Origin of the sequence: Cellulomonas timonensis (assembly GCF_900046455.1) — a bacterium.
GTDB lineage: Bacteria > Actinomycetota > Actinomycetes > Actinomycetales > Cellulomonadaceae > Cellulomonas_A > Cellulomonas_A timonensis.
Map to the genome: position 1 here is coordinate 750,117 of NZ_FCOT01000013.1, position 25,202 is coordinate 775,318.

The window sequence follows — 25,202 nt, forward strand, 5'->3', positions numbered from 1 at the left end:
GTGTGACGTCTACAACGACAGGAAGTACATCTGTGAGCAGTGTGACTCGCTCGCGTCGCCAGGTGCGCCTTTCGCGCGCCCTCGGCCTCGCGCTGACGCCCAAGGCCGTCAAGCACTTCGAGAAGCGTCCCTACCCCCCGGGCGAGCACGGCCGCGCCCGTCGCCGCACCGAGTCGGACTACGCGGTCCGTCTGCGTGAGAAGCAGCGTCTTCGCGCGCAGTACGCCCTGCGTGAGAAGCAGCTCGCCCGTGCGTACGAGGACGCCCGCAAGGCCCCGGGCCTGACCGGTGAGGCGCTCGTCGAGAACCTCGAGACCCGCCTGGACGCGCTCGTCCTGCGCGCCGGCTTCTCCCGCACGATCCTCCAGGCCCGCCAGACCGTCGTGCACCGTCACGTGCTCGTCGACGGCAAGATCGTGGACCGTCCCTCGTTCCGGGTGAAGCCCGGCCAGACGATCCAGATCAAGCCGAAGAGCCAGGCCACGGTGCCGTTCCAGGTCGCCGCCGCCGGTGCGCACCGCGACGTGCTGCCCACGCTCCCGGGTTACCTCGACGTCCAGCTCGAGAAGCTGACCGCCGTGCTCGTCCGCGCCCCCAAGCGCGCCGAGATCCCCGTGACCTGCGAGGTCCAGCTCGTCGTCGAGTACTACGCCCGCTGACGCGAGCCGCTCGACATCCGCAACGCCCCGTGCGCGCCGACCTCGGCGCACACGGGGCGTTCGGCTGTCCGGGTAGGGTTTCGCAAGGTCGGGCGCGCGCTCGACGCTGGAGGCAGACGAACCGGGCCCAGGCCCAGGGAGGACAGCACATGTCGCTCGGAGACGTGGCGAGCCTGATCGCCGCGGTCGCGTTCGTGCTGCTGGTCGGCGCGCTCGCCGTCCCGCTGGTCAAGCTCGGCAGGCTGTTCGACGAGACCCGGGTCTCAGTCAAGGAGCTCACCGACCACACGCTGCCCGTGATCGACGAGACGGCCTCCGCCGTGGCCTCGACCAACACGCAGATCGAGCGGGTCGACACCATCACGTCCTCGGCGGCGCAGGTCTCCGAGAACGTCTCCGCGCTGACCTCCCTGTTCGCCGCGACCGTCGGCTCGCCCATGATCAAGGTCGCCGCCTTCTCCTACGCCGCCCGGCGCATGTTCGCCGGCGCCGCCGACGGCCTGCGAGGCCGGCGATGAGGCGGCTCCTCTGGGTGGCCGTCGGCGTCGGCCTGACAGTCGTGGTGATCCGCAAGGCCGGCGACCTCGTCGACCGCTACGCCCCGCCGGGCGCACGCCAGGCCGCGGGCACGCTCACGCAGGCCACCACCGTCGCCCGCGGGGCCAAGGCCGAGTTCCTGGCCGCCATGCGCGAGCGCGAGGAGCAACTGCGCCACGACCTCGTCGGGAACGTGGACGTCGAGGCGCTGCGGGACGAGCGCGCCAAGCACCGCGCCGCGGCGCCCGCCCCGACCCGGAGGCAGCGCGCCGCCGCCCGCGGGTGGGCCGATCAGCCCACCGAGGACCCTGAGGACGACGCGAACGTGCCCTACTCGTTCTTCTGACGAGCAGGGCGGAACACTGCGGCCGCTTCGAGCGCTGCACCACATGGAGAACGACCGTCGGCCCCACGGCCGGCCCCACACGAACACCGAGGACATCATGCGCACCGCCGAGATCCGCAAGCGTTGGCTCGACCACTTCGAGGCCCGCGGCCACACCGTTGTGCCGTCCGCCTCGCTGATCTCCCCGGATCCCTCGACGCTGTTCGTCATCGCCGGCATGGTCCCGTTCATCCCGTACATGCTCGGTGAGCAGACCGCGCCGTGGCCGCGTGCGACGAGCGTGCAGAAGTGCGTGCGCACGCTGGACATCGAAGAGGTCGGCAAGACGACCCGGCACGGCACGTTCTTCCAGATGAACGGGAACTTCTCCTTCGGGGACTACTTCAAGGAGGAGGCCATCACCTTCGCCTGGGAGCTCATCACGAACCCCCAGGACCAGGGCGGCTACGGCTTCGACCCCGAGACGATCTGGGTCACCGTCTACCACGACGACGACGAGGCCGCCGAGCTGTGGAAGCGGATCGCCGGCATGCCCGACGAGCGCATCCAGCGCCGCGGCATGAAGGACAACTTCTGGTCGACGGGCGCGCGCGGCCCGGCCGGCCCGTGCTCCGAGATCTACGTCGACCGCGGTCCCGCCTACGGCGCCGAGGGCGGGCCGATCGTCGACGAGGACCGGTACATCGAGATCTGGAACCTCGTGTTCATGCAGTACGAGCGCGGCGACGGCGGCGGCAAGGAGGACTTCCCGATCCTCGGGGAGCTCAAGCAGAAGAACATCGACACCGGCATGGGCCTCGAGCGGGTCGCCTACCTGCTGCAGGGCGTCGACAACATGTACGAGATCGACGAGGTCTTCCCCGTCATCCAGGCCGCGCAGGAGCTCTCCGGCCGCCGTTACGGCGCCGACCACGAGGACGATGTGCGGATGCGCGTCGTCGCCGACCACGTGCGCAGCGGGCTCATGCTGATGGGCGACGGCGTGACGCCGTCGAACGAGGGCCGCGGCTACGTGCTGCGCCGCCTGCTGCGCCGTGCGGTGCGCGCGATGCGGCTGCTGGGCGTGGACGAGCCGGCGCTGCCGTCCCTGCTCCCCGTGAGCAAGGACGCGATGAGCGCCTCGTACCCCGAGCTCGCGGAGAACTTCGACAGGATCAGCCGAATCGCCTACGCCGAGGAGGACGCGTTCCGGCGCACCCTCGTCGCCGGCACCACGATCCTCGACACAGCCGTGCAGACGGTGAAGAGCACGCTGCCGCCGACCCCGGACGCGCGTCCCGTGCTGTCCGGCGCGCAGGCGTTCCAGCTGCACGACACCTACGGCTTCCCGATCGACCTGACCCTCGAGATGGCCGCCGAGCAGGGAGTCGCCGTCGACGAGACGGCGTTCCGCTCCCTCATGCAGGAGCAGCGCCAGCGCGCCCGCGCCGACGCCCTCGCCAAGCGCGCGGGCCGCGCGGACACCGCCGCGTACCAGGAGCTGCACTCCTCGCTGAGCTCCGGGCAAGGCGGGCCCGTGCAGTTCCTCGGCTACACCGACTCCACGGCCCGCTCGCGTGTCGTCGGGCTGCTCGTCGACGGTGTCCCGGCGCCGGTCGCCGTCGCGCCCGCGGACGTCGAGATCGTGCTCGACCGCACCCCGTTCTACGCCGAGGCGGGTGGCCAGCTCGCCGACCACGGGACGATCACGCTCGACGGCGGCGCCCGGGTCGAGGTGGACGACGTGCAGGCCCCGGTCAAGGGCCTGTCGGTGCACCACGGCCGGCTCGTCGACGGCATCCTGACAGTCGGCGAGGCCGGGACGGCGACGATCGACCTCGACCGTCGCAAGGCGATCAGCCGCGCGCACACCGCCACGCACATGGTGCACAAGGCGATCCGCGAGGCGCTGGGCGACACCGCCACCCAGGCCGGCTCCGAGAACGCGCCCAGCCGCATCCGGTTCGACTTCCGCTCCGGCGCGGCCGTGCCCGCCGGGGTCCTGTCCGAGGTGGAGGAGCGGGTCAACACCCAGCTCGCCGAGAACCTCGAGGTCACCGACCAGGTGATGCCGATCGCCGAGGCCCGCGCGCTCGGCGCGATGGCGCTGTTCGGCGAGAAGTACGGCGACCAGGTGCGCGTCGTGTCCATCGGCGGCGACTGGTCGCGCGAGCTCTGCGCCGGCACGCACGTGCGCAGCTCCGGCCAGCTCGGCCTCGTCACCCTGCTCGGCGAGGCGTCCATCGGCTCCGGCGTGCGGCGCATCGACGCCCTCGTGGGCGCCGGCGCGTACGGCTACCAGGCCAAGGAGCACGCCCTCGTGGGCCAGCTCAGCGGCCTGCTCGGCTCGCGGCCCGACGAGCTCGGCGACCGCGTCTCCTCGCTGCTGACCCGGCTCAAGGAGTCGGAGAAGGAGCTCGCGGCGCTGCGCCAGGCCCAGGTGCTCGCCGTCGCGGCCTCGCTCGTCGCCGGCGCCACGGACGTCGATGGCGTCCGGGTCGTCACGCACGACGCGGGGGAGGTCGGCTCGGCCGACGACCTGCGCACCCTCGTCCTGGACGTGCGCTCCCGGCTGGGCGACTCCACGCCCACTGTCGTGGCCGTCGGCGGCGTCAACAAGGACCGCCCGGTCGTCGTCATCGCGACCAACGCCCCGGCCCGTGAGCGCGGGATCCGCGCGGGCGCGCTCGTCAAGAGCGCCACCAGCGTGCTCGGCGGCGGGGGCGGCGGCAAGGACGACCTCGCCCAGGGCGGCGGATCCGACGCGTCCCGGCTGCCCGAGGCGCTGGACGCGGTCCGCTCCGGGGCGCGTGCGGCCGGCTGACGTGGGCGAGGAGCTCGTCGTCCGGGGCACGCGCCTGGCGGTCGACGTCGGCAGCGTGCGGGTCGGTGTGGCCGTCAGCGACCCGGACGGGCTGATCGCGACGCCTGTCGAGACGCTCGCCCGCGACAGCCGCCGCCCGGCGCCCGGTGCCCTGCCCACGGACCTCGCGCGCCTCGTCGACGAGGTGGGGGAGCGCAACGCCGCTGTCGTGTATGTCGGGCTCCCGCGACACTTGTCGGGGGACGAAGGCTCCGCATCGGCCGCCGCACGCGCGTACGCTGTCATGTTGGCGCAGGCGATCGCACCCGTACCGGTGCGGCTCGTCGACGAGCGGATGAGCACGGTATCCGCCCATCAGGCGTTGCGAGCGGCTGGCAGGTCGACTCGCCACCACCGGCAGGTCGTCGACCAGGCGGCCGCCGTGGTGATCTTGCAGACCGCGCTCGACGCGGAACGTGCCACGGGCCGTCGGCCCGGCGAACGGGTGCTCGTCTCGCTCGCAGGCGCCTCCGACGAGCGCGAGGGGGGCTGCGGGGTCGAGCAGGACCAGCAAGCAGAGAGTCTGCCTGCGCGGCACCACGCCGACGACGGACCGGAGGGTCGACCAAGTGAGTGACCTCTTCCTCGGGACGGTTTCCCAGCACGACGCCGGGCAGCCCACCCCGACGCGCAGGAGCCGTTCACGGCAGGACGGCAAGGCGCGCCGCAACCGGCAGCGCCGCAACCGCCGCCGTCGCTCGATCCTCGTGCTGATCATGGCCATCGGCTTGGTCGGCGGGGCCGGGTACGTCGTGACGAGCATCTTCAGCGACTTCTTCGGCGGCCTGTTCGGCGGGTCCTCGGAGAACGCCGAGGTCTCCGACTACGAGGGTCCAGGCCAGGGCGAGGCCACCGTGACCGTGGCCAGCGGCGACACGGGCGGCGCCATCGGCGAGAAGCTCGTGGAGGCCGGTGTGGTGGCCACCACGTCCGCTTTCACCAAGGCGTATGCGGCGAACCCCCTCGCCACGCAGATCCAGCCCGGCGCGTACAAGCTCCGCCTGCAGATGCGGGCCTCCGACGCCGTGGACGCCCTGCTGGACTCCGCGAACCGGGTCTCGCTCAAGGTCACCGTCACCGAGGGCCTGTCAGCGGCGCAGATCTACGAGAAGATCGCCAGCATCACGACGATCCCCGTCGCCGACCTGCAAGCCGCCGCGGCCGACCCCGCCGCCATCGGGCTGCCCGCCGAGGCGAACGGCCAAATCGAGGGGTGGCTCTTCCCGGCGACCTACAACGTCGATCCGGGCGCCACGGCCGCGTCCATGCTGAGCGCGATGGTGGGCAGGACCGTCGAAGTCCTCAACGCCAACGCGGTGCCGCAGGACCAGTGGGAGACCGTGCTGATCAAGGCGTCGCTCGTGGAGCGGGAGGGCAAGTCCGCCGAGGACCGCGCCAAGATCGCCCAGGCGATCGAGAACCGCCTTGACCGGGGCATGCGCCTCGAGATCGACGCCGTCCTCGCCTACGGCCTCGGCAAGTCCGGCACTGCGCTGTCGAACGGCGACAAGGAGGTCGACACCCCCTTCAACTCGTACCGGAAGATCGGGCTGCCGCCCACGCCAATCGCCTCGCCGGGCGAGGTGTCGATCCAGGCGGTGCTCAACCCGACGCCCGGGCCATGGATCTTCTGGGTCACCGTCAACCTGGAGACGGGTGAGACGAAGTTCGCCGAGACGTTCGACGAGCACCAGAAGAACGTCGCGGAGCTGCGGAAGTGGGAGGCCGAGAACTCCAAGTGACGGCCACACCGCCCGCACCGTCACCGGTGCGCCGAGCCGCCGTGCTCGGACACCCGATCGCGCACTCGCTCTCGCCGACGCTGCACCGCGCGGCCTACGCGGCACTCGGCCTGGCCGAGTGGCGGTACGACGCGGTGGATGTCACCGAGGAGCAGCTCGCGGCGTTCATGGCAGCGCTCGGCCCCGACTGGGCCGGGCTGTCTCTGACCATGCCGCTCAAACAGACGGTCCTGCCGTTGCTGGATCACGTCGAGCCGCTCGCCGAGGTGGTCGGGGCGGTCAACACGGTGCTCGTGCAGTCCAGCGGGGGAGAACGGCCGGTCCTGACCGGCGCGAACACCGACGTGCACGGACTCGTCGCAGCCCTCCAAGAAGGGCTTCCGGTCGACGCCCCGGCAGCAGCCCGCACCGCCGCCGTGCTCGGCGCTGGCGCCACGGCGGCGTCGGCGCTGGCCGCCCTCGCGCAGCTCGGCTGCACGAACCCCGTGGTCTACGTGCGCTCGCTCGCGCGCATCGGACCGCTCATGCGCTCAGCCCACCGGATGGGCGTCGAGCCGCGGTACGCGCTGCTCGCCACCGCGCCCGCGGAGGTCCCGGCGGCCGACCTCGTCGTGTCGACGCTGCCGCCGCGCGCGGCCGACGGCCTCGCCGCCGAGATCACTGCGAGAGCCGCGGACGTGCGGGGCGTGCTGCTCGACGTGGCGTACGACCCGCGGCCCACAGCGCTGTCCGTGGCCTGGGCCGCCGCGCGCGGGACCGTCGTCGCGGGGGAGCGGATGCTCCTGCACCAGGCGGGGGAGCAGGTGCGCCTCATGACCGGCCACCCGGCGCCCGTCGCCGCGATGGACGCCGCCCTCAGCGCCGAGCTCGCTTGAGTTCAGTGCTGGGCTGAGAGATCACCCCGTCGGCGCTCACGGCCACGGGCTGGCCTGCCGATCTACTCCACGGGCATTCGCGCGAACCCGGCGCGGACCCGGACGAGAGGACGATCGGTGAAGCAGCTCGGGGAGATCTTGCTGGACGAGGGCCTGGTCACCGAGGCCCAGCTCATCGCGGCGCTCGATGAGCAGAACAACCGCGGCCAGTCGATGGGCAGAACACTCGTCGAGATCGGCGTCCTGACCGAGGGCCAGCTCGTCTCCGCGCTCGCCCGGCAGGTCGGGATGGACTTCATCGACCTCGACGACTACCCCGTGGACCGCAGCGCTCTCGCGCTGGTGCCCGCGAGCCTGTGCCGGCGGTACACGGTCCTGCCGGTGCGCCTCGACAACGGCACCCTCATCCTGGCCACCGCCGACCCGGGCAACGTGATCGCCGTCGACGACGTGCGGACCGTCTCCGGGTTGCAGGTGCGGCCCGTGGTCGCCACCTATGACAACTTGGCCCGCGCCATCGACCGGTTCTGCCGTGCCGATGGTGAGATGGAAGACCTGTCGTCCGCGTTCGAGGAGGAGTCGCGGCAGTCGGCCGCGGAGGCCGACCTCTCCCGGATCGGCGACTCAGTCGACGACGACGCGCCGATCGTGCGCTACGTCAACCTGCTGGTCACGCAGGCCATCACCGACCGCGCCTCCGACATCCACATCGAGCCCACCGAGCACGACCTGCGCGTGCGGTACCGCATCGACGGGGTGCTGCATGAGATGCAGCGCTCGCCCAAGCAGATCCAGGGCGGGGTGATCAGCCGCGTCAAGATCCTCTCCGACATCGACATCGCCGAGCGGCGCAAGCCGCAGGACGGGCGCATGTCCGTCACCCACAACGGGCGCAAGATCGACCTGCGCGTGGCCACGCTGCCCACCGTGTGGGGCGAGAAGATCGTCATGCGCATCCTCGACAACTCCACCGCGAGCCTCGACCTGCGCGACCTGTCGTTCCTCGACGAGAACTACGCGACCTACCACGAGGCGTTCACCAAGCCCTACGGGATGATCCTCGTCACCGGCCCCACCGGCTCCGGCAAGTCGACGACCCTCTACGCGACGCTCAACGCGGTGTCCAAGCCCGAGATCAATGTCATCACCGTCGAGGACCCCGTCGAGTACCGGCTTGCCGGGATCAACCAGGTGCAGGTCAACCCCAAGGCCGGGCTCACGTTCGCCGGCGCCCTGCGCTCGATCCTGCGCTCCGACCCCGACGTGGTGCTGCTCGGCGAGATCCGCGACCACGAGACCGCGCAGATCGCCATCGAGGCAGCCCTCACCGGCCACCTCGTGCTCTCCACGCTGCACACCAACGACGCGCCGTCCGCCGTCACCCGGCTGGTCGAGATGGGCATCGAGCCGTTCCTCGTCGGCTCCGCGCTCGACGCCGTCGTGGCCCAGCGGCTCGCCCGGAAGCTCTGCGACAAGTGCAAGGAGCCCTACCTGCCCACCGAGGTGGAGATGGTGGGCGCGCGGTTCCCGTGGGTGCCGGGGGAGCAGATCCCCGAGCTCTGGCGGCCGGTGGGGTGCGTGACCTGCTCGAAGACCGGCTATCGGGGACGCATCGCGCTGCATGAGGTCATGCGGGTCACCGAGGAGATCGAGCGGTTGGCCGTGTCGCACGCGTCGGCGGCGGAGATCGGCGCCACCGCGCGGAAGCAGGGGATGATCGCGCTCCGTGACGACGGGTGGCAGAAGGTCGCGTTGGGCCAGACCTCCGTTGAGGAGATCCTCCGCGTCGTCGCGTGACGGTCCCTTTTGTCTCTCAAGCCGCACCAGCGCGCCGCCGATGAGACCCATGACGGCCGCGTAGGCCTCGCGCAGTGTGCGCTGAACGTGCCCAGAGGTGGAGGCAGTGCTGTGAACAATCCGTACTGGAGCCCGGCTGGCCAGCCAGCGGCGCCGCCTGCCTACATGCCAGCGGCGGCGCAGCCTGCTGCGCCGCCGTACCCGCAACAGCCGCCGACGTCCGTGGCGCCTCCCGCTCAGGCGCCGCGTTCGGACGTGCCCGCCCAGCAGGCGGCGCCGGCGCGGGACCGCAGCGCACGGGTCGGCATGGCACAAGCGCGCGAGACCGAGGATGTCGCGCTGAATGCGGCACTCATCGAGATGATCCGGATGGGCGCCTCGGATATGCACCTGACCGTCGGGGCGCCCCCGATGGTGCGCCTTGCGGGCTCACTGCGCCCCCTGGACAACTTCGAGCCGCTCGTGGGCGATTCCTTGCGCCGCACCATCTACAACATCCTGACGCAGAAGCAACGGGAGAAGTTCGAGGCCGAGCTCGAGCTCGACTTCGCGTACTCGGTGCGGGGGCATGCGCGGTTCCGCGTCAACCTGTACGTGCAGCGCGAGTCCATCGGCGCCGCGTTCCGCGTGATCCCCTATGAGATCAAGCCGCTCGAAGACCTCGGGGTGCCCAATGTCGTTGGCAACTTCGCCGGGCTGCCGCGCGGGTTGGTGCTCGTCACCGGTCCCACCGGCTCGGGGAAGTCGACCACCCTGGCTGCGATCGTCGACCTCGCGAACCGCACACGGGAAGACCACATTATGACGGTCGAGGACCCGATCGAGTTCCTGCACCGTCACAAGAAATCGCTCATCAACCAGCGCGAGGTCGGCGCCGACACGCACTCGTTCGCCAACGCGCTCAAGCACGTGCTGCGGCAGGACCCCGACATCATCCTCGTCGGCGAGATGCGCGACCTGGAGACCATCTCGGTGGCGCTGACCGCCGCCGAGACCGGCCACCTGGTCTTCGCAACCCTGCACACCCAGGACGCCGCGCAGACCATCGACCGCGTGATCGACGTGTTCCCCTCGCATCAGCAGGCGCAGGTCCGCACCCAGCTCGCGGGCGCTCTGCAGGCGGTCGTCTGCCAGACGCTGTGCAAGCGCTCGGACGCCCCTGGCAGGGCCGTCGCCACGGAGGTGCTCGTGGTCACGCCCGCGATCCGCAACCTGATCCGGGAGGGGAAGACCCACCAGATCTACTCGGCCATGCAGGCAGGCGCCCAGCAGGGCATGCACACCATGGACCAGCACCTCGCCGACCTCGTCAAGACCGGCAAGATCACCTACGAGGTCGGGCTGGAGAAATGCCACCACCTCGAGGACTTCAACCGACTGCTGGGACGCTCCGGCGGCCCCGCCCAGGGTGCGGCCGCGACTGCGGGCGCCGGCTACGGGGGGCAGGGGTTCTGATGGCAGCGAAGACGTATGAGTACGCGGTCCGCGACCGCGAGGGCAAGGTGGTCAAGGGTCGCATCGACGCGGCGAGCCAGGCCGCTGTGGCCAATCGGCTGCGCGACATGGGTCTGGCCGCGATCTCGATCCACGAGGTCAACACCAAGGGCCTGAACGCGGAGATCAACATCCCCGGCATGGGGAGCAAGATCAGCCTCAAGGACCTCGCCGTCATGTCGCGCCAACTCGCGACGATGATCGACTCGGGGCTGTCGCTGCTCCGGGCGCTGACGATCCTCGCCGACCAGACCGAGTCGAAGGCGCTCGCCAAGGTCGTCGGCCAGGTGCGCGGGGACGTCGAGGTCGGCACGGCGTTCTCGGTGGCCCTCGCGAAGCACTCGGACGTGTTCCCCCCGCTCATGATCAACATGGTCAAGGCAGGTGAGGTCGGAGGATTCCTCGACGAGGTGCTCGTGTCGGTCGCCGACAACTTCGAGAAGGAAGTGCGGCTGCGCGGCAAGATCAAGTCCGCGATGACGTACCCCGTGATCGTGTTGATCATCGCGATCCTCGCCACGGTCGGCATGCTCCTCTTCATCGTGCCGGTGTTCTCCGGGATGTTCGCCAGCCTGGGAGGGGAGCTCCCGTGGGCGACGCAGATCCTGGTGACACTGTCCGCCATCATGAAGTGGTCCGCGCTGCCCATGCTGGTCGTGGTGATCGCGTTCGCGGCGTGGTGGCGAAAGCACAAGAACGACCGCGCGGTGCGTGAGCGCCTCGACCCGTTCAAGTTGAAGGTGCCCGTATTCGGGCCGTTGTTCCGAAAGCTCGCAGTCGCCCGATTCACCCGGAATTTCGGCGCCATGATCCACGCCGGCGTGCCCATTCTCCAGGCCCTTGAGATTGTCGGGGAGACGAGCGGGAACCTGGTGATCGAGCGCGCTGCGAAATCGGTCCAGGAGTCGGTGCGCCGCGGCGAGTCCCTCGCGGGGCCACTGGCGCAGCATCCGGTCTTCCCGCCGATGGTGGTGCAAATGATGGCGGTCGGCGAGGACACCGGGGCGCTCGACACGATGCTGGGGAAGGTCGCCGATTTCTACGACGAAGAGGTCGAGGCGATGACCGACCAGCTCACGAGCCTCATCGAGCCGATCATGATCGTGGTCATCGGCTCGATCATCGGGTCGATGGTGATCGCCCTCTATATGCCCATCTTCAGTGTGTTCGACCTGATCGAGTAGCGCCGAAAAGCGGCATCGTGCGCCGTTCGGGTGATTGTGGAAGAAGCCGCCCGCCAATTGTTCAAGCCGCTCCCTCTGTGGGCCGATGACATTGCTGTACCACTGAACCGGCACCAGTGCCGGGTTGCTCGCTGAAAACAGACATTGGCCCTACCCACGGGAGCTGAACGTGATCGCACGGCTGCGCAAGTCCATCGAGGAGAAGGACAAGGGCTTCACCCTTGTCGAGCTGCTCGTCGTCATCATCATCATCGGGATCCTCGCGGCCATCGCGATCCCCGTGTTCCTCAACCAGCGCACCAAGGCGCAGGACGCCGCGACGAAGGCTGACATCTCCACCGTCGGCAAGGAGATCGCGACGTACTGGGTCGACGGGACGACCTCGCCGACGATTGCCGTCGACGGGGACACCTACACGCTGAACAGCGCCAAGATCGGCAACCGGTCGCCGGGCGTCTTCATCACGGTGTCTGGCAGCAACGCCACGGACTGGGTCGTGACGGGCGGAAACACGTTCTCCGGCACGAAGGTGTTCCAGTACTCGGCTGCGAACGGGCTGAAGGAAGCCCCCACGAGCACGACGAACCCGGCTGCCGGCCAGGGCGCCAACCCCGCGCCGACTCCCTGATCCATCGCAGTGAGTGGGGTGGGAGCCAGGCTCCCACCCCGCTTCTGCGACACGCCACCGACGCCGCGCTGCGCCCCGAATGGAGCTGGCGGAATATCTTGGGAGGACGGCGATGATGAGACCTGCGCCTCAACGGGGATGTCATCACGGCGATGATGGCGGGTTCAGCCTCATCGAGCTCGTCGTCGCGATGGTGGTCCTCGGCGCCATGTCGGTGGCCGTGATCGGCGTCATCCTCCACGCGCAGGCGCAGAGCGTGAACAACCGCTCGCGCATCGCCGCGGCCAACCTCGCGGCACGCGAGATCGACATCGTGCGTGAGGAGTTCACGCGGAGCTTCACCGCGCCGGCAACCCTCGCGGCGGCTGGCACTGTCGTGAACCCGCATCCGCTTCCCGGCCAGGTGTCGGGCACGCCGCTCGAGATCGACGGCAAGCAGTACACCGTCACACGCAGTGTCGCGTGGAACGCGACGGGAACGGGCGCCTCGGCCTGCGAGGGCGGGTCGCTGGTGAACCACCCCACGCTCCGCGTCACCGTCGATGTGACCTGGCCCAACATGGGCTCGACCCGTCCGGTCACCTCGAGCACCAACATGGCTCCGCCCAAGAGCTCGGGCGTGCTTGGCAACACCTCCTTCGTGGCCGTGGCGGTCACGGCGTCTGACGGGCTCCCGAACCCGGGTCGTGCCGTGCGGGTGTTCGCAGGCGGCGAGTCGCGCACGAGCAGCACCGACGCCGCAGGCTGCGCGGTCGTGCAAGTGGCGCCGGCGGCCGGGACCGGCACCAACTACAACGTCCAGGTCTCCGGCGCGAACCATGTCGATATCGCGGGCAACCCCGCGCCCCTGGTGAACGTCGGGCTGGTCGCCCGGGGCACGCTCAACAGCAACGTGAAGCTCTCCTACGACCGAGCGTCGACCCTCGTCCTGCGGTTCGTGGACTCGACAGGCGCCGAGGTCGACGCGACAGGCGAGGATGTGACGGTCAGCGCAGGGGGCGCGTCCGGCTCGACCGCGCTGCGGGTGCTGCCGGTGACCGGGTCGACGATGACCCTCGACAGCTTGTGGCCGACGCAGTACACGGCATTCCTCGGGACCGTCCCGCCAGCGGACGGAGCCGCGACGATCACCCTCGCACCGGGAAGCAGCCAGGTGCTCGAGGTCCCGCTGCCCGACATGGGCGTGGGCCCGTGAGGCGCCGGCTGGCGATGCTCGGCGACGCGGGGACGTCGCTTGTCGAGCTGATGGTCTCCATGCTCATTCTCGGTGTGATTCTCGCCTCGACGGTGACTCTCGCTATCGGGTTCGAGCGCACCACGGCGCAGAACACCGCTCGGCAAGACCAGCTCGAGTCTGCACGTGTCGCCAGCGAGCGGATGGCGAGGACGGTGCGGACTGCGGTGAAGCCCAGCCAGCTGACCTCGTGCAGCCTGACAGGGTGCGCTGTGGACGCCTTCATCTCCGGCTCGGGCCTCTCGATGTCGTTCTACGCGAACTTTGATAACCCGAGGAACAGCATCGGCCCACGACGCGTCTCCTACACAGTCGCGACGACAGGCGCCGATGCGGGCGTGCTGATCGAGAAGATGCAGGTTCCCGACTCGCCGATCCCCACGTCTTCGGGCTACGCCTACTGCAACGCGGACTCGCCGGGCGCCACTGCGGCGTGCCGGGCACGGGTGACCACCACGCGATTGGCCTCAGGTGTGCGGACCTCCGGGACGCGGGGCGTCTTCACCTACTACGACGACGCCGGGAGTGAGATCCCGCTCGCCTCAGGCACGTCGCTCACCTCGGCACAGCTCGCGCGTGTGCTCGCGCTCGAGTTGACGGTGGTGGTCCAGAGCGACAGCCCGACACGCCCGGGGCCAACGACGTACATCCAGCGTGTGACGCTGCCGAATGCGCAGGCAGTGATGCGGCTCGAAGGGACAGGACCATGACCGACACGTCGACACGGGAGCTGGGCGGCATGCTGAGGCGTCTGCGTTGGCGCGACGACGATTCCGGATCGGCGCTCGTGATGGTGGTCGGCACCATGACGGTGTTGGCCATGCTGTCGCTGACCGTGCTGGCGTACACCGCCAACAGCAGTCGCTTCGCGCGCTACAACCAAGACGTGACAGCGGCAATGGCCGCCGCTCAAGCCGGGATCGACGACTTCATCAGCCGCGTGAACAGGGATGACGACTACGGCAAGGTGGTCGATTGCTTGAACGGGGCATGGCGCGGCCCGACGTCTGTCGTGGGCCATCCGTGCGGTTGGTCGACGTCCACGCCTGTCGGGTGGGCCCCTGTCACCCCCGGTTTGGTGGACGCGAAGGACGCCGCGTTCCACTACTCGGTCGACAGCTCGTTGCGTCAGAGCCAGGGCGCGTTCTACCTGGTGGTGACGGGACGCGTCAACGGTGTCCACCGCAGCGTGGAGGCCCAGGTGGGCAAGGGCGGCTCCACGGACTATGTGTATTACACGGACTTCGAGTCCGCGGACCCGGACAACGTGCAGGCGTACGGCGCGAACGGCGCCAGCAGCGTGTTCTGCGGCAAGGGTGGCTTCAGGGACGCCAGCTACTGGCATTCGAGCAATGCCACAGACGGGAAGCAGAGCCGCAGCGGCAAGAGCTGCGTCGAGATCACTTTCGCCGCGAACGATGAGCTTGACGGCGAGGTCTTCACCAACGACACGATCTTCGCCACGCCATCAGGGTCCAACAAGACGCTGTTCAAGCAGCAGGTCTACACCGGCAACCCGGGCTGCGCGTCAGCCGGCGCGACCACGAACTCGTGGGACACGGCGTGCCTCCGCAGTGGCAGTAAGGCGAACTTCAACGAGATCAAGCCCCAGACCGCCGCCAAGAAGTACCTCGACGACACGTCCGCGGCCTTCGCCACTCATCCCGGTTGCCACTATGCGGGGTCGACACGCGTGGTGTTCTCAGCCGATGGCCGGATGAAGGTATGGAACAAGACGTCGGTCAACAACGGCGTGGAGCCGGTGGCGATCGCCGCCCCTGGCAAGTCGGCCCCGCGGTGCGGCACGCTCCCCGAGCTCGACTCGACGGCCGGGGCTGACTTGCCCGTCCCCGACGAGATGGTCATCTACGTCGGCGGCTCCACGGGCGCGATGCGTCAGTGCTACGCCGGCGAGCTCGGGGGGCCCTCGGGTCAGCTGCTGCCGGTCGGCACCTACTCCGCTGCGAAGGCCTCCGGACCCACCAGCTCGGGCGACACCTATCGGGCGGACGCCAACATGATGGAGACGACGAAGATGTGCGGCAGGGGCAACCTGTACGCCGAGGGTGTGCTCAACGGGCAGGTCACCATCTCGGCATCGGAGTCCGTGATCGCCACCGGTGACCTCGTTCTCGCCGGCGGCTGGAACGGTGACGATCTCCTCGGCCTCGTCGCGACCAACTCGGTCGAGGTCTTCCACCCCCGCATCGGCGACGTGAAGACCACGACAAGCGGCGGCCGGCGCGTGTGGAGCACGACGATCGATGGCACCGGAGCCGACGTGAGTGGTTGGCCGCGGCGCTACCGCGATCCGGAGACAGCGTCGAACCGGCCCAGTTCTGGCATCCAGATCGCCGGGTCGATCCAGACGTTGCAGCACTCGTTCCTGGTCCAGAAGTACGACGTCGGACCCGCCCAGGGCGACCTCCTGGTCAAGGGCTCGATCGCCCAGCGCTGGCGCGGGATCGTTGGACGAGGCACTGCGGGGTACATCAAGGATTACCGGTACGACACGCGCCTGACCCTGTCCGCGCCGCCGTACTTCCCCAAGTGGGCGGACTCCAAGTACGACCTGCGCTACAGCGGCGAGATCAAGACCCCCGACGAGGTGAAGGGGTGACCGCACGGGGTGGGACGCGCTCCGGTGGCATCCTGTCGATCCCATGACGACTGCTGAGCTCCCCGCCGCCCTGGTCCTCCCGCTCGCCGCAGTGCTCGGGCTGGTGATCGGCTCATTCCTCAACGTCGTCGTGTGGCGCGTGCCACGAGGCGAGTCGCTCGTCCAGCCACCGAGCTCCTGCCCGGGGTGCGGTCACCAGATCCGGGCCCGGGACAACGTGCCCGTGCTGTCCTGGCTCGTGCTGCGCGGGCGCTGCCGGGACTGCGGGGGGAGCATCAGCGCCCGCTACCCCTTGGTGGAGGCGGCGACGGCCGTGCTCTTCGTGGCGGTCGTGTCGTGGGCCGGCGTGACGTGGGCGTTGCCTGCACTCCTCTACCTCGCCGCCGTGGCGCTCGCCTTGGCGCTGATCGACATCGACACCAAGCGACTCCCGAACGCGATCGTGCTGCCCTCGTACCCGGTCGCGCTCGTGCTCCTCGCGTTGGCGAGCCTCAACCCCGGGGGGGCCTCCGACTGGGGCGCCTACCTGCGCGCCCTGATCGGCGGAGCTGCGCTCTACGTGCTGTACCTCGTGCTCGTGGTCGTGTACCCGGGTGGCATGGGATTCGGCGACGTCAAGCTCGCCGGAGTTCTGGGCCTCTACCTCGCGTGGTTCGGCTGGGCCGAGCTGGTCGTCGGGTGGTTCGCCGCGTTCCTCGTCGGGGGGGTGTTCGCGGTGGGGCTCCTCATCGCCGGCAAGGCCGGACGCAAGACAGGGATCCCGTTCGGGCCCTGGATGCTCGTCGGAGCCGGGCTCGGCCTCATCGCAGGCGAACCCCTCGCGCAGTGGTACCTCGGACTGCTCTGAGCGGTCGAACCACCCGTCCGCGTCGCTCAAGTACGCGGGCCTGCTGCCCGATAGCACAGACAACGCTAACGACGGACGGAAGGACTTTCGTGGCCAGCTCACGTGTCATCGGCCTCGACATCGGATCGTCGTGCGTGCGCGCCGCCGAGCTCGAGTTCGGCAGCGGTGGTCCGACGGGGAAGGCCGGGGCCACGTTGGTGCGGTTCGGCCAGTCGGCCCTCCCGCTCGGGGTAGTCCGGGACGGTGAGGTGACGCAGCCTGAGACCGTGTCAGCCGTGCTGCGCGAACTGTGGGCGCGTGCGCGCTTCGAGTCCAAGGACGTGGTGATCGGCGTCGGCAACCAGCGTGTGATCGTGCGTGAGCTCGACCTCCCGTGGATGCCGCTCGCGCAACTCAAGTCGTCGCTGCCGTACCAGGTGCAAGAGCTTCTGCCGATGTCCACCGACGACGCCCTGCTCGACTTCTTCCCGACCTCGGAGTACGACGGGCCGCAGGGCCGCGCCGTGCACGGCATGCTCGTCGCAGCGCAACGCGACACTGTGAACGCCAATGTCTCGGCCGTCGAGGGGGCGGGTCTGCGCCCGCAGATGGTCGACCTCAACGCCTTCGCGTTGGTCCGCTCGCTCGCCCGCGGCGACCTCGCCCAGGCGACGGCCGCCTTCGTCGACATCGGGGCCTCGATCACCACTGTCGTCGTCGCCGCGCAAGGCTCGCCGCGCATGGTGCGTTCGCTGCCCACCGGCGGTCACAGCGTGACGAATGCGCTGGCGAGCAACCTGGGAATCTCTGCCGCAGAGGCCGAAGCGCTCAAGCGCGAGGTCGGCATCGGGTACGCCGTGGGATCCGACCGGACCGACGCCGCTGAGGCGATCGCCGGGGTCGCGCGCGGGCTCGTCGAGTCAGTGCGCAACACGTTCACCTACTACACGGCGAACAACCAGGGGGCCGGGATCGATGTCGTGGTGCTGACGGGTGGAGGCTGCCATCTGCCGGGCCTCGGCCAGTACCTGTCGAGCGCGTCGCGGCTCCCCGTCGTCCTGGGCGACCCACTCTCGGGGGTGCGATCGGCCAAGACGGCCCAGCGGGACTCGCTCAATGGTCACGAGTCATTGATCGCCCTGTCCGTCGGACTCGCCTACGGAGTTGCCGCATGAGCGCCCTGCTCGAACGTACCCGGACGAAGCCAGCCAACGGCTCCGTCCTCCCCATGACGCTTCCCCAGGTCAACCTGCTGCCCCCGGAGGTTCGCGCCGCGCGCGACTTGCGGCGCACGAAGCGGTGGCTCCTCATCAGCCTGGTGCTGACCGTCGCGCTGTGCGTCGCTGCCTACGGGGCCGCGCTCATCTCCAGCGGAGCCGCACTGGCCCAGCTGAACGATGCGCAGGACGAGACTGCTCGGCTCAACGACGAGGCCGCGCAGTACTCGAAGGTGCCCATGGTGCTCGGGGCCATCGATCAGGCGGAGAGCGCCCGCGTGATCGGCATGGCCACCGACGTGCGGTGGCGGGAGTACGTGGAGGCAGCCTCCGCGGTGCTCCCCGAGGGCGTCAGCATCGACGACTACTCCGTGACGATCCCGACCCCGATGTCCGCCACGGCGGAGCCGGACCTCGCTGACCTGCTCTTCGCCGGCGAGATCGCGATGACCCTCCGCACGGAGGCCGTCCCCAACACCGCGCTGTGGCTCGACGGCTTCGCCTCGGTGCCGGGCTTCTTCTCCCCGTGGATCAGCTCGGCCACGCTCAATGAGGACGAGGACGGGATCTACTACACCGTCAGCGCCACAGTCACTGTGACCAAGGCCGCGCTCTCGCTCGACTTCGAACCGACTGAGGGGGAGGGCTGACATGGGAGGCGCGAAGCGCAGCACATGGATCGGCGGCGCCGTCTTCATCGCGCTGGTGATGGCCGCGGCGGCGTGGTTCCTGGCGATCTCGCCGCAGCTGACCGAGGCTTCCGAGACACGCGACGAGGCAGTGCTCGCGCGAGAGCAGAACGAGCTGATGGAGCTCAAGATCCTCAAACTCAAGGCCGACTTCGAGAAGCTCCCCGAGTACGAGGCTCAGCTCGCCACCCTCCAAGAGGGCATTCCCACAGACGCCCGGGTGGCCGACTACCTGCGAGAGCTCGACGCTATCGGCACCGCCCATGGTGTGACGATCACCGCGGTCTCGCCCTCGTCGCCCGAGCTCGTCGTGATCGCCCAGCCGGCTGCCGCGTCGGCGCCGGTCACCGACAGCGGGACGCAGGACGTCGCGACGGTGTCCACGGACGAGTCCGCCACCGATCCGGCCACTCCGAGCCCGATCGCACCCGACGGGTTCACGGCCATTCCCGTCTCGATCTCAGTGCTCGGTAGCTACGACGCGACCCTCTGGTTCCTCAATGACCTGCAGCGGGGCACGAAGCGCCTGTTCCTGGTCTCGGGGATCACTGGCTCCGCGCTTGATGAGCAGGAGGCCGGTGGGGGCAAGCCCGCCACGGTGGTGGGCGACCAGGAGCTCGTCATCACGGGATACATCTACGTGCTCCCCGATGGCCTGGGCCTGCCGGACGACACCGAGGAGCTCGTCGAGCCGCCGCTCCCGGCGCCGGTGCCGGGCAAGAACCCGTTGCTGCCGGCTGGGCGCAACTGACCACCACCCCACGGAAGGCGCGGACACTCATCGAGGTCCGCGCCTTCCGCGCGTGTGGCCTGGCATTCCGTCACCCGGACCGCGCCGAACAGGCCGGGCCAGACGTGGGAAGATCGCTGCCATGCTCCGTTGGTTGACCTCAGGTGAGTCGCATGGCCAGGCCCTCGTCGGCATCCTCGAAGGCCTCCCGGCCGGTGTCGAGGTGCAGAGCGCGGACATCCAGGCCGCTCTCGCGCGCCGTCGGCTCGGTTATGGCCGCGGCGCCCGGATGAAGTTCGAGCAGGACGAGGTGCGCGTCCTCGCGGGTGTGCGGCTCGGCCTGACGCAGGGCGGCCCCATCACCGTGGAGATCGGCAACACCGAGTGGCCCAAGTGGGTCGACGTGATGTCGTCCGACCCGGTGGACGACCCCGAGCTGCTGAACCGGGCCCGCAACGCCCCGCTGACGCGCCCGCGTCCGGGCCATGCCGACCTGGTCGGCATGCGCAAGTACGCGTTCGACGACGCCCGCCCGGTGCTGGAGCGCGCGTCTGCCCGGGAGACGGCCACCCGCGTCGCGCTGGGCACGCTGGCCGCGAAGTTCTTAGAGCAGGCGGCGGGCATCCGGCTCGTCTCGCATGTCGTGGGCATCGGGCCCGTCGCGGCCCCGGACGGCGCCGGCCTGCCGACCCCCGACGACGTGGCGGCGCTCGACGCCGACCCGGTGCGCTGCTTCGACGCGGCGACCTCGGCGGCGATGGTCGCGGAGATCGACGAGTGCCACAAGGACGGCGACACCCTGGGCGGCGTGGTCGAGGTGCTCGCCTACGGCGTGCCGTCGGGGCTCGGGTCGTACGTGCACGGGGACCGTCGCCTGGACGCGCGCCTGGCCGGCGCCCTGATGGGCATCCAGGCGATCAAGGGCGTCGAGGTCGGGGACGGCTTCCGCACGGCGACGCGCCGCGGCTCCCAGGCGCATGACGAGATGGAGCGGGACGCCTCCGGGCAGATCGTCCGGCGCTCGAACCGCGCGGGCGGTATTGAGGGCGGCATGACCAACGGCGAGATCCTGCGCGTGCGGGCCGCGATGAAGCCCATCTCGACGGTGCCGCGTGCGCTGGACACGGTGGACACCGCGTCGGGCGACCCGGCGAAGGCGCAGCACCAGCGCTCGGACGTGTGCGCGGTGCCGCCGGCGGCTGTTGTGGCGGAGGCCATGGTCGCCCTGGTGCTGGCGGACGCGCTGCTCGAGAAGACGGGCGGCGACTCCGTGGGCGAGGTGCGCCGGAACCTCGAGGGCTACGTGGCGGCGATCCCCGAGCTGCAGCGCTGATGCGCGCGCCGGTGGTGGTGTTGGTCGGGCCGCCCGGATCGGGGAAGTCGACAGTGGCCGCGCAGCTCGCGTCGCGGTGGGGCGTGGCGGCACGTGACACCGACGCCGACGTCGAGGTCGTGGCGGGCAAGTCCATCGGGGAGATCTTCGTCGAGGACGGCGAGCCGCATTTCCGCGCGCTCGAGCGCGATGCGGTGCTCCGCGCGCTCGGCGAGCATGACGGCGTGTTGGCCTTGGGCGGTGGCGCGGTGCTCGACGAGGTCACGCAGGACGCGCTGGCGGCGTACTCGGCGGGTGGCGGTGTCGTCGTCTTCCTCGACGTGAGCCTCGCGCACGCGGCGCCCCGAGTCGGCTTCAACACTGCGCGGCCGTTGCTGCTGGGCAACCCGCGCGCACAGTGGCAGGCACTGATGGAGGCCCGTCGGCCGGTCTACGAGCGGGTGTCGACGGTGCGGGTGTCGACCGACGCGCGGGGGCCGGCGCAGGTCGCCGAGGAGGTCGACCAGGCGGTCCGGCGGCTGTCGGCCGAGTCGTCGCAGGACGAGGGGAGCGGTTCGTGAGCAACCAGCAGGACAGGCGGGTCGTCAGGGTCGAGGGCGAGCAGCCGTACGACGTCATCATCGGCAGGCACCTACTCGGCGAGCTGCCCCGGATGCTGGGCGAGGGTGTCAAGCGCGTCCTGGTGATCCACCCGACGGCGCTCGCCACATCCGCCGAGGCGATGCGCGAGGACCTGCTGGGCAGCGGCTTCGAGGCGATCCTCGCGGAGGTGCCCGACGCGGAGGCGGCGAAGACGGCACAGGTGGCCGCGTTCTGCTGGCAGGTGCTCGGCCAGGCCGACTTCACGCGATCCGACGCGATCGTGTCGCTCGGCGGCGGCGCCACCACGGACCTGGCGGGATTCGTGGCCTCCACCTGGCTGCGCGGGATCAAGGTCGTGCACGTCGCCACGACGCTGCTCGGCATGGTCGACGCGGCAGTGGGCGGCAAGACGGGGATCAACACCGCCGAGGGCAAGAACCTCGTCGGGACGTTCTTCCCGCCGGCCGGGGTGCTGTGCGACCTGGCTGCTCTGGAGACGATGCCGCGCCACGACTACATCGCGGGCCTCGCCGAGGTCATCAAGGCGGGCTTCATCGCCGACACCCGCATCCTGGACCTGGTCGAGGCGGACCCGGAGCTGGTGTGCGACCCGGTGCTGGCCGCGCAGTCGTCGGTGCTGCTCGAGCTGGTGGAGCGGGCCATCGCCGTCAAGGCGCGGGTCGTCAGCGCGGACCTGCGCGAGGCGGGCGAGCGCGAGTTCCTGAACTACGGCCACACGTTCGCGCATGCGATCGAGCAGGTGGAGCGGTACTCCTGGCGGCATGGGGCTGCGGTGTCGGTGGGCATGGTGTTCGTCGCCGAGCTCGCCCGGCTCGCCGGCCGCCTCGACGACGCCGACGTGGACCGGCACCGTGCGATCCTCACGTCCGTGGGCCTGCCGGTGGCCTACCGCGGGGACCGCTGGGAGCAGCTCCTGTCGGCGATGCGGCGCGACAAGAAGACCCGCGGCGACCTGCTGCGTTTCGTGGTGCTCGACGGCATCGGCCGCCCGAGCCGCCTGGAGGGGCCCGACCCAGCGCTGCTCGCCGCCGCGTACGCCGAGGTCAGCGAGGGCGCCGCGCCGGTGGGCACGGCGATCCCGCTGTGATCGCCGCGTCCCCTAGGCTCGCGGCATGACGCGCGTCCTCCTGCTCAACGGTCCCAACCTCGGCCGCCTCGGCGTCCGCGAGCCGGACGTGTACGGCTCCGCGTCGTACACGGACCTCGTGGCCGCGGGGGAGCGGTGGGGCGCCGAGCGGGGCCTCGACGTGGTGGTGCGGCAGACGGATTCCGAGTCGGAGCTGGTCGGCTGGTTGCATGAGGCCGTCGACAGCGGCGCGCATGTCGTGCTGAACCCCGCCGCCTTCACGCACTACTCCTACGCGGTGCGCGATGCGGCGGCCCAGGTGACCAAGGCCGGGCTGGTGCTCGTCGAGGTGCACCTGTCGAACCCGTACGCCCGCGAGGAGTTCCGGCACACGTCCGTCATCGGCGCCGTCGCCACCGGGACGATCGCCGGGTTCGGCTTCGACTCCTACCGGCTGGCGCTGGACGCCGTCGCCGGGCGGGTCGGGCAGTCCTCGGTTTGATCAACAAGGCTCTAGCCTTGTAACAGGCGGAACAAGGCTCTAGCCTTGTGACATGTTCATCCTGACGATCGACCAGCAGGGCAGCCGCCGCGTCGGCGACCGGGTCGGCGAGCTCCTCGCCCACCTCCGGGCACGCGGCGACATGCATCGCGGGTCGGCAGGCGTGGTCGCCCCGTTCGAGCGGACCGTTGGAGACGAGGTGCAGTGCGTCCTCGACGACCCGGCCCTTGCGGTGGACGTGGCCCTGGCGGTGCTGCGGCTCACGGGCTGGAGCATCGGCATCGGCGCGGGCGACGTGGACGAGCCCCTGCCCGAGTCCTCCCGCGCCGGATCCGGACCCGCGTTCGTCATGGCACGCGACGCCGTCGAGCAGGCCAAGAGCCGCCTGAAGGTGGTGCCCCTGGTGGTGCACGGCGCCGACGAGGAGCGGGCGCGTGAGGCCGAGGCGGTGCTCGTGCTGCTCGGCGCCACGTTGCAGCGCCGCACCGCGGCCGGATGGGAGGTCGTGGACGCCGTCGAGCGCTCCGGCGAGACCCGGCAGGACCTGATCGCCAGCCGCGTCGGCGTCACCCAGCAGGCGGTGAGCCAACGGCTGCGGACCGCGCTCTGGCTCGAGGAGCAGGCAGCCCGGCCGGTGGCCGCCCGGCTGCTTGCCGAGGCGGCGGCGGGTTCTCGCGACGCGCCCTGATCCGCCAGACTCGTCCCGCCGCCGTCCGCATCGAAGGAGATCCCGTGCACCCCGTGCTCATGCTGCTCACCGTCCTGGCGATGCTGGCGGTGAGCGCCGTGGGCGGGGGGGTGCTGACCGCCGGCGTGCTGCACCTGGCCGGGCGGTCCTCCGACGCGGGGTCGGCGAAGGACGAGGCTGCGCCGCACGACGAGGGCGCCCCGCGGCCCACCGCCCTCTCCGACGGGCCTGACGGCGACCGGGCGCGCGCGGTGCTGCGCGGGGGGACGTGGATCGGGCTGCTCGAGCGGGTGGCGGTGACCGGGTGCCTGCTGGCGGGGGAGACGAGCGGGATCGCGATCGTCGTCGCCGTCAAGGGCCTGGGCCGTTACCCGGAGCTGCGGGAGAACCCCGGCGCGTCGGAGAGGTTCGTCATCGGGACGCTCACCTCGATGATCTGGGCAGCCCTGGTGGGGCTCGCCGGCCGCGCGATCCTGCTGGCCTGAGGTTGGGAAGCGTCGCGCGCTGTACGATGGTCGGCGGTCTGGTCGCCCCCTCCTGCAAGGCGAGGTGAGCGCGGCGACGACTCGCACATTCTCAACTCGACAGGAAGCAGCTCTCGTGGCCACCACCAACGACCTCAAGAACGGCACCGTGCTGAAGATCGACGGCCAGCTCTGGGCTGTCGTCGAGTTCCAGCACGTGAAGCCCGGCAAGGGTGGGGCGTTCGTCCGCACCAAGCTGAAGAACGTCCTCTCGGGCAAGGTCGTCGACAAGACGTTCAACGCCGGCCTGAAGGTCGAGACGGCGAACGTCGACAAGCGCGACATGCAGTACCTGTACAAGGACGGCTCGGACTACATCTTCATGGACACCGACACGTTCGACCAGATGCCCGTCGCGGAGACGGTCGTCGGCGACGCGGCGAACTTCCTGCTCGAGAACCAGAGCGCCATGGTCGCGACGAACGAGGGCGTGCCGCTGTACGTCGAGCTGCCCCCGTCGGTCGTGCTGGAGATCACCTACACCGAGCCGGGCCTGCAGGGCGACCGCTCCACGGGCGGCACCAAGCCCGCCACGGTGCAGACGGGCTATGAGATCCAGGTCCCGCTGTTCCTGGAGACTGGCACGAGGGTCAAGGTGGACACCCGCGACGGGAGCTACCTCGGCCGCGTGAACGACTGACGTGGGAGCTCGCACCAAGGCCCGCAAGCGGGCCATCGACGTCCTCTTCGAGGCCGAGCAGCGCCGCCTCGACCCGGTGACGCTGCTCGCGCAGCGCATCGCCGAGCCGGGCACGGAGTCGGCGTTGCCGCAGTACTCGGTGGACCTGGTCGAGGGCGTCGCCGCCCGCCAGGCGCGCATCGACGAGCTGATCTCGACGCACGCCCACGGCTGGACCATCGAGCGGATGCCCGCCGTGGACCGCGCCCTGGTCCGGCTGGGGATCTGGGAGGTCCTCTACAACGACGACGTCCCGGACGCGGTCGCCGTGGACGAGGCTGTCGAGCTGGCCCGCGCGCTGTCGACGGACGACTCGCCGACCTTCATCAACGGCCTGCTGGGCCGGATCGTCGACCTGAAGCCGACGCTGCTGGCCTGAGCGCGCAG

The 25,202-nt window shown here is 70.2% G+C and carries 26 protein-coding genes; all 26 read left to right on the top strand.

The features are described 5' to 3' along the window. Positions 1–32 precede the first annotated feature (32 nt). Positions 33–659 (top strand): 30S ribosomal protein S4, encoded by a 627-nt coding sequence (gene rpsD, locus BN3788_RS16840; protein ID WP_066588665.1) that lies wholly within the window; start codon positions 33–35, stop codon positions 657–659. 149 nt (positions 660–808) lie between these two features. Continuing rightward, positions 809–1,177, top strand: coding sequence for a DUF948 domain-containing protein (locus tag BN3788_RS16845; RefSeq protein WP_066588668.1), 369 nt, complete (start codon positions 809–811; stop codon positions 1,175–1,177). Continuing rightward, positions 1,174–1,542, top strand: coding sequence for a hypothetical protein (locus BN3788_RS16850; RefSeq protein ID WP_066588670.1), 369 nt, complete (start codon positions 1,174–1,176; stop codon positions 1,540–1,542). The genes BN3788_RS16845 and BN3788_RS16850 overlap by 4 nt, the downstream gene beginning before the upstream one ends. Positions 1,543–1,639: 97 nt before the next feature. Further along, entirely contained in the window at positions 1,640–4,345 is a 2,706-nt protein-coding gene (alaS, locus tag BN3788_RS16855) for an alanine--tRNA ligase (RefSeq protein WP_066589643.1), read from the top strand. Then, positions 4,332–4,961 carry a Holliday junction resolvase RuvX gene (ruvX, locus tag BN3788_RS16860; protein ID WP_066588671.1) on the top strand — a complete coding sequence of 210 codons (630 nt, stop codon included), beginning with the start codon at positions 4,332–4,334 and terminating at the stop codon, positions 4,959–4,961. The genes alaS and ruvX overlap by 14 nt, the downstream gene beginning before the upstream one ends. Next, positions 4,954–6,126: an endolytic transglycosylase MltG gene (gene mltG, locus BN3788_RS16865; RefSeq protein WP_066588674.1), complete on the top strand. Its 1,173-nt coding sequence runs from the start codon at positions 4,954–4,956 to the stop codon at positions 6,124–6,126. Before ruvX ends, mltG begins: the two co-directional genes overlap by 8 nt. Positions 6,127–6,152: 26 nt before the next feature. After that, the gene (locus tag BN3788_RS16870) at positions 6,153–7,001 is read left to right on the top strand and encodes a shikimate dehydrogenase (protein ID WP_234346697.1); all 849 of its coding nucleotides are present in this window, start codon (positions 6,153–6,155) and stop codon (positions 6,999–7,001) included. A gap of 117 nt (positions 7,002–7,118) precedes the next feature. Further along, positions 7,119–8,798 carry a GspE/PulE family protein gene (locus tag BN3788_RS16875; protein WP_066588679.1) on the top strand — a complete coding sequence of 560 codons (1,680 nt, stop codon included), beginning with the start codon at positions 7,119–7,121 and terminating at the stop codon, positions 8,796–8,798. A gap of 255 nt (positions 8,799–9,053) precedes the next feature. Then, positions 9,054–10,253, top strand: a complete 1,200-nt coding sequence (locus tag BN3788_RS16880) for a type IV pilus twitching motility protein PilT (protein ID WP_234346698.1) — start codon at positions 9,054–9,056, stop codon at positions 10,251–10,253. Further along, positions 10,253–11,476: a type II secretion system F family protein gene (locus BN3788_RS16885; protein ID WP_066588681.1), complete on the top strand. Its 1,224-nt coding sequence runs from the start codon at positions 10,253–10,255 to the stop codon at positions 11,474–11,476. Before BN3788_RS16880 ends, BN3788_RS16885 begins: the two co-directional genes overlap by 1 nt. A 169-nt stretch (positions 11,477–11,645) precedes the next feature. Next, positions 11,646–12,104: a prepilin-type N-terminal cleavage/methylation domain-containing protein gene (locus tag BN3788_RS19920; protein WP_082813021.1), complete on the top strand. Its 459-nt coding sequence runs from the start codon at positions 11,646–11,648 to the stop codon at positions 12,102–12,104. A gap of 115 nt (positions 12,105–12,219) precedes the next feature. Beyond that, complete coding sequence (locus tag BN3788_RS16895) at positions 12,220–13,299, top strand: type II secretion system protein (RefSeq protein WP_108723898.1); 1,080 nt, start codon at positions 12,220–12,222, stop codon at positions 13,297–13,299. Next, entirely contained in the window at positions 13,296–14,048 is a 753-nt protein-coding gene (locus BN3788_RS16900) for a PilW family protein (RefSeq protein ID WP_234346699.1), read from the top strand. Before BN3788_RS16895 ends, BN3788_RS16900 begins: the two co-directional genes overlap by 4 nt. Continuing rightward, a complete protein-coding gene (locus BN3788_RS16905; RefSeq protein WP_066588688.1) occupies positions 14,045–15,958 on the top strand; it encodes a hypothetical protein in 1,914 nt (637 codons plus the stop codon). Before BN3788_RS16900 ends, BN3788_RS16905 begins: the two co-directional genes overlap by 4 nt. A gap of 43 nt (positions 15,959–16,001) precedes the next feature. Beyond that, positions 16,002–16,805, top strand: a complete 804-nt coding sequence (locus tag BN3788_RS16910; protein ID WP_066588692.1) for a prepilin peptidase — start codon at positions 16,002–16,004, stop codon at positions 16,803–16,805. 89 nt (positions 16,806–16,894) lie between these two features. Next, complete coding sequence (pilM, locus tag BN3788_RS16915) at positions 16,895–17,959, top strand: type IV pilus assembly protein PilM (protein WP_066588695.1); 1,065 nt, start codon at positions 16,895–16,897, stop codon at positions 17,957–17,959. A 53-nt stretch (positions 17,960–18,012) separates the two neighbouring features. Further along, positions 18,013–18,651: a fimbrial assembly protein gene (locus BN3788_RS16920; protein ID WP_234346700.1), complete on the top strand. Its 639-nt coding sequence runs from the start codon at positions 18,013–18,015 to the stop codon at positions 18,649–18,651. A 1-nt stretch (position 18,652) separates the two neighbouring features. After that, positions 18,653–19,441, top strand: coding sequence for a hypothetical protein (locus tag BN3788_RS16925; protein ID WP_066588703.1), 789 nt, complete (start codon positions 18,653–18,655; stop codon positions 19,439–19,441). Between the two features lie 121 nt (positions 19,442–19,562). Then, the gene (gene aroC / locus BN3788_RS16930) at positions 19,563–20,753 is read left to right on the top strand and encodes a chorismate synthase (protein ID WP_066588706.1); all 1,191 of its coding nucleotides are present in this window, start codon (positions 19,563–19,565) and stop codon (positions 20,751–20,753) included. Beyond that, a complete protein-coding gene (locus BN3788_RS16935; RefSeq protein ID WP_066588709.1) occupies positions 20,753–21,313 on the top strand; it encodes a shikimate kinase in 561 nt (186 codons plus the stop codon). The genes aroC and BN3788_RS16935 overlap by 1 nt, the downstream gene beginning before the upstream one ends. Beyond that, positions 21,310–22,443 (top strand): 3-dehydroquinate synthase, encoded by a 1,134-nt coding sequence (aroB, locus tag BN3788_RS16940; protein ID WP_066588712.1) that lies wholly within the window; start codon positions 21,310–21,312, stop codon positions 22,441–22,443. Before BN3788_RS16935 ends, aroB begins: the two co-directional genes overlap by 4 nt. A 25-nt stretch (positions 22,444–22,468) precedes the next feature. Further along, a complete protein-coding gene (locus BN3788_RS16945) occupies positions 22,469–22,924 on the top strand; it encodes a type II 3-dehydroquinate dehydratase (protein ID WP_066588715.1) in 456 nt (151 codons plus the stop codon). Positions 22,925–22,976: 52 nt separating this feature from the next. Beyond that, positions 22,977–23,612 carry a hypothetical protein gene (locus BN3788_RS16950; protein ID WP_066588718.1) on the top strand — a complete coding sequence of 212 codons (636 nt, stop codon included), beginning with the start codon at positions 22,977–22,979 and terminating at the stop codon, positions 23,610–23,612. A gap of 44 nt (positions 23,613–23,656) precedes the next feature. Then, entirely contained in the window at positions 23,657–24,097 is a 441-nt protein-coding gene (locus tag BN3788_RS16955; protein WP_234346701.1) for a hypothetical protein, read from the top strand. A 115-nt stretch (positions 24,098–24,212) separates the two neighbouring features. Next, positions 24,213–24,776 (top strand): elongation factor P, encoded by a 564-nt coding sequence (gene efp / locus BN3788_RS16960; RefSeq protein ID WP_066588726.1) that lies wholly within the window; start codon positions 24,213–24,215, stop codon positions 24,774–24,776. A 1-nt stretch (position 24,777) separates the two neighbouring features. Further along, positions 24,778–25,194, top strand: coding sequence for a transcription antitermination factor NusB (nusB, locus tag BN3788_RS16965; protein WP_066588729.1), 417 nt, complete (start codon positions 24,778–24,780; stop codon positions 25,192–25,194). The last annotated feature ends 8 nt before the right edge of the window (positions 25,195–25,202 follow it).

What these genes read in the sequence shown, in the direction of transcription:
- BN3788_RS16845 (WP_066588668.1), top strand. Translation starts at nt 809, where the DNA reads ATGTCGCTCGGAGACGTGGCGAGCCTGATCGCCGCGGTCGCGTTCGTG.
- BN3788_RS16850 (WP_066588670.1), top strand. Translation starts at nt 1,174, where the DNA reads ATGAGGCGGCTCCTCTGGGTGGCCGTCGGCGTCGGCCTGACAGTCGTG.
- alaS (WP_066589643.1), top strand. Translation starts at nt 1,640, where the DNA reads ATGCGCACCGCCGAGATCCGCAAGCGTTGGCTCGACCACTTCGAGGCC.
- BN3788_RS16885 (WP_066588681.1), top strand. Translation starts at nt 10,253, where the DNA reads ATGGCAGCGAAGACGTATGAGTACGCGGTCCGCGACCGCGAGGGCAAG.
- BN3788_RS16895 (WP_108723898.1), top strand. Translation starts at nt 12,220, where the DNA reads ATGAGACCTGCGCCTCAACGGGGATGTCATCACGGCGATGATGGCGGG.
- BN3788_RS16905 (WP_066588688.1), top strand. Translation starts at nt 14,045, where the DNA reads ATGACCGACACGTCGACACGGGAGCTGGGCGGCATGCTGAGGCGTCTG.
- BN3788_RS16910 (WP_066588692.1), top strand. Translation starts at nt 16,002, where the DNA reads ATGACGACTGCTGAGCTCCCCGCCGCCCTGGTCCTCCCGCTCGCCGCA.
- BN3788_RS16920 (WP_234346700.1), top strand. Translation starts at nt 18,013, where the DNA reads ATGACGCTTCCCCAGGTCAACCTGCTGCCCCCGGAGGTTCGCGCCGCG.
- BN3788_RS16925 (WP_066588703.1), top strand. Translation starts at nt 18,653, where the DNA reads ATGGGAGGCGCGAAGCGCAGCACATGGATCGGCGGCGCCGTCTTCATC.
- aroC (WP_066588706.1), top strand. Translation starts at nt 19,563, where the DNA reads ATGCTCCGTTGGTTGACCTCAGGTGAGTCGCATGGCCAGGCCCTCGTC.
- BN3788_RS16935 (WP_066588709.1), top strand. Translation starts at nt 20,753, where the DNA reads ATGCGCGCGCCGGTGGTGGTGTTGGTCGGGCCGCCCGGATCGGGGAAG.
- BN3788_RS16945 (WP_066588715.1), top strand. Translation starts at nt 22,469, where the DNA reads ATGACGCGCGTCCTCCTGCTCAACGGTCCCAACCTCGGCCGCCTCGGC.
- BN3788_RS16950 (WP_066588718.1), top strand. Translation starts at nt 22,977, where the DNA reads ATGTTCATCCTGACGATCGACCAGCAGGGCAGCCGCCGCGTCGGCGAC.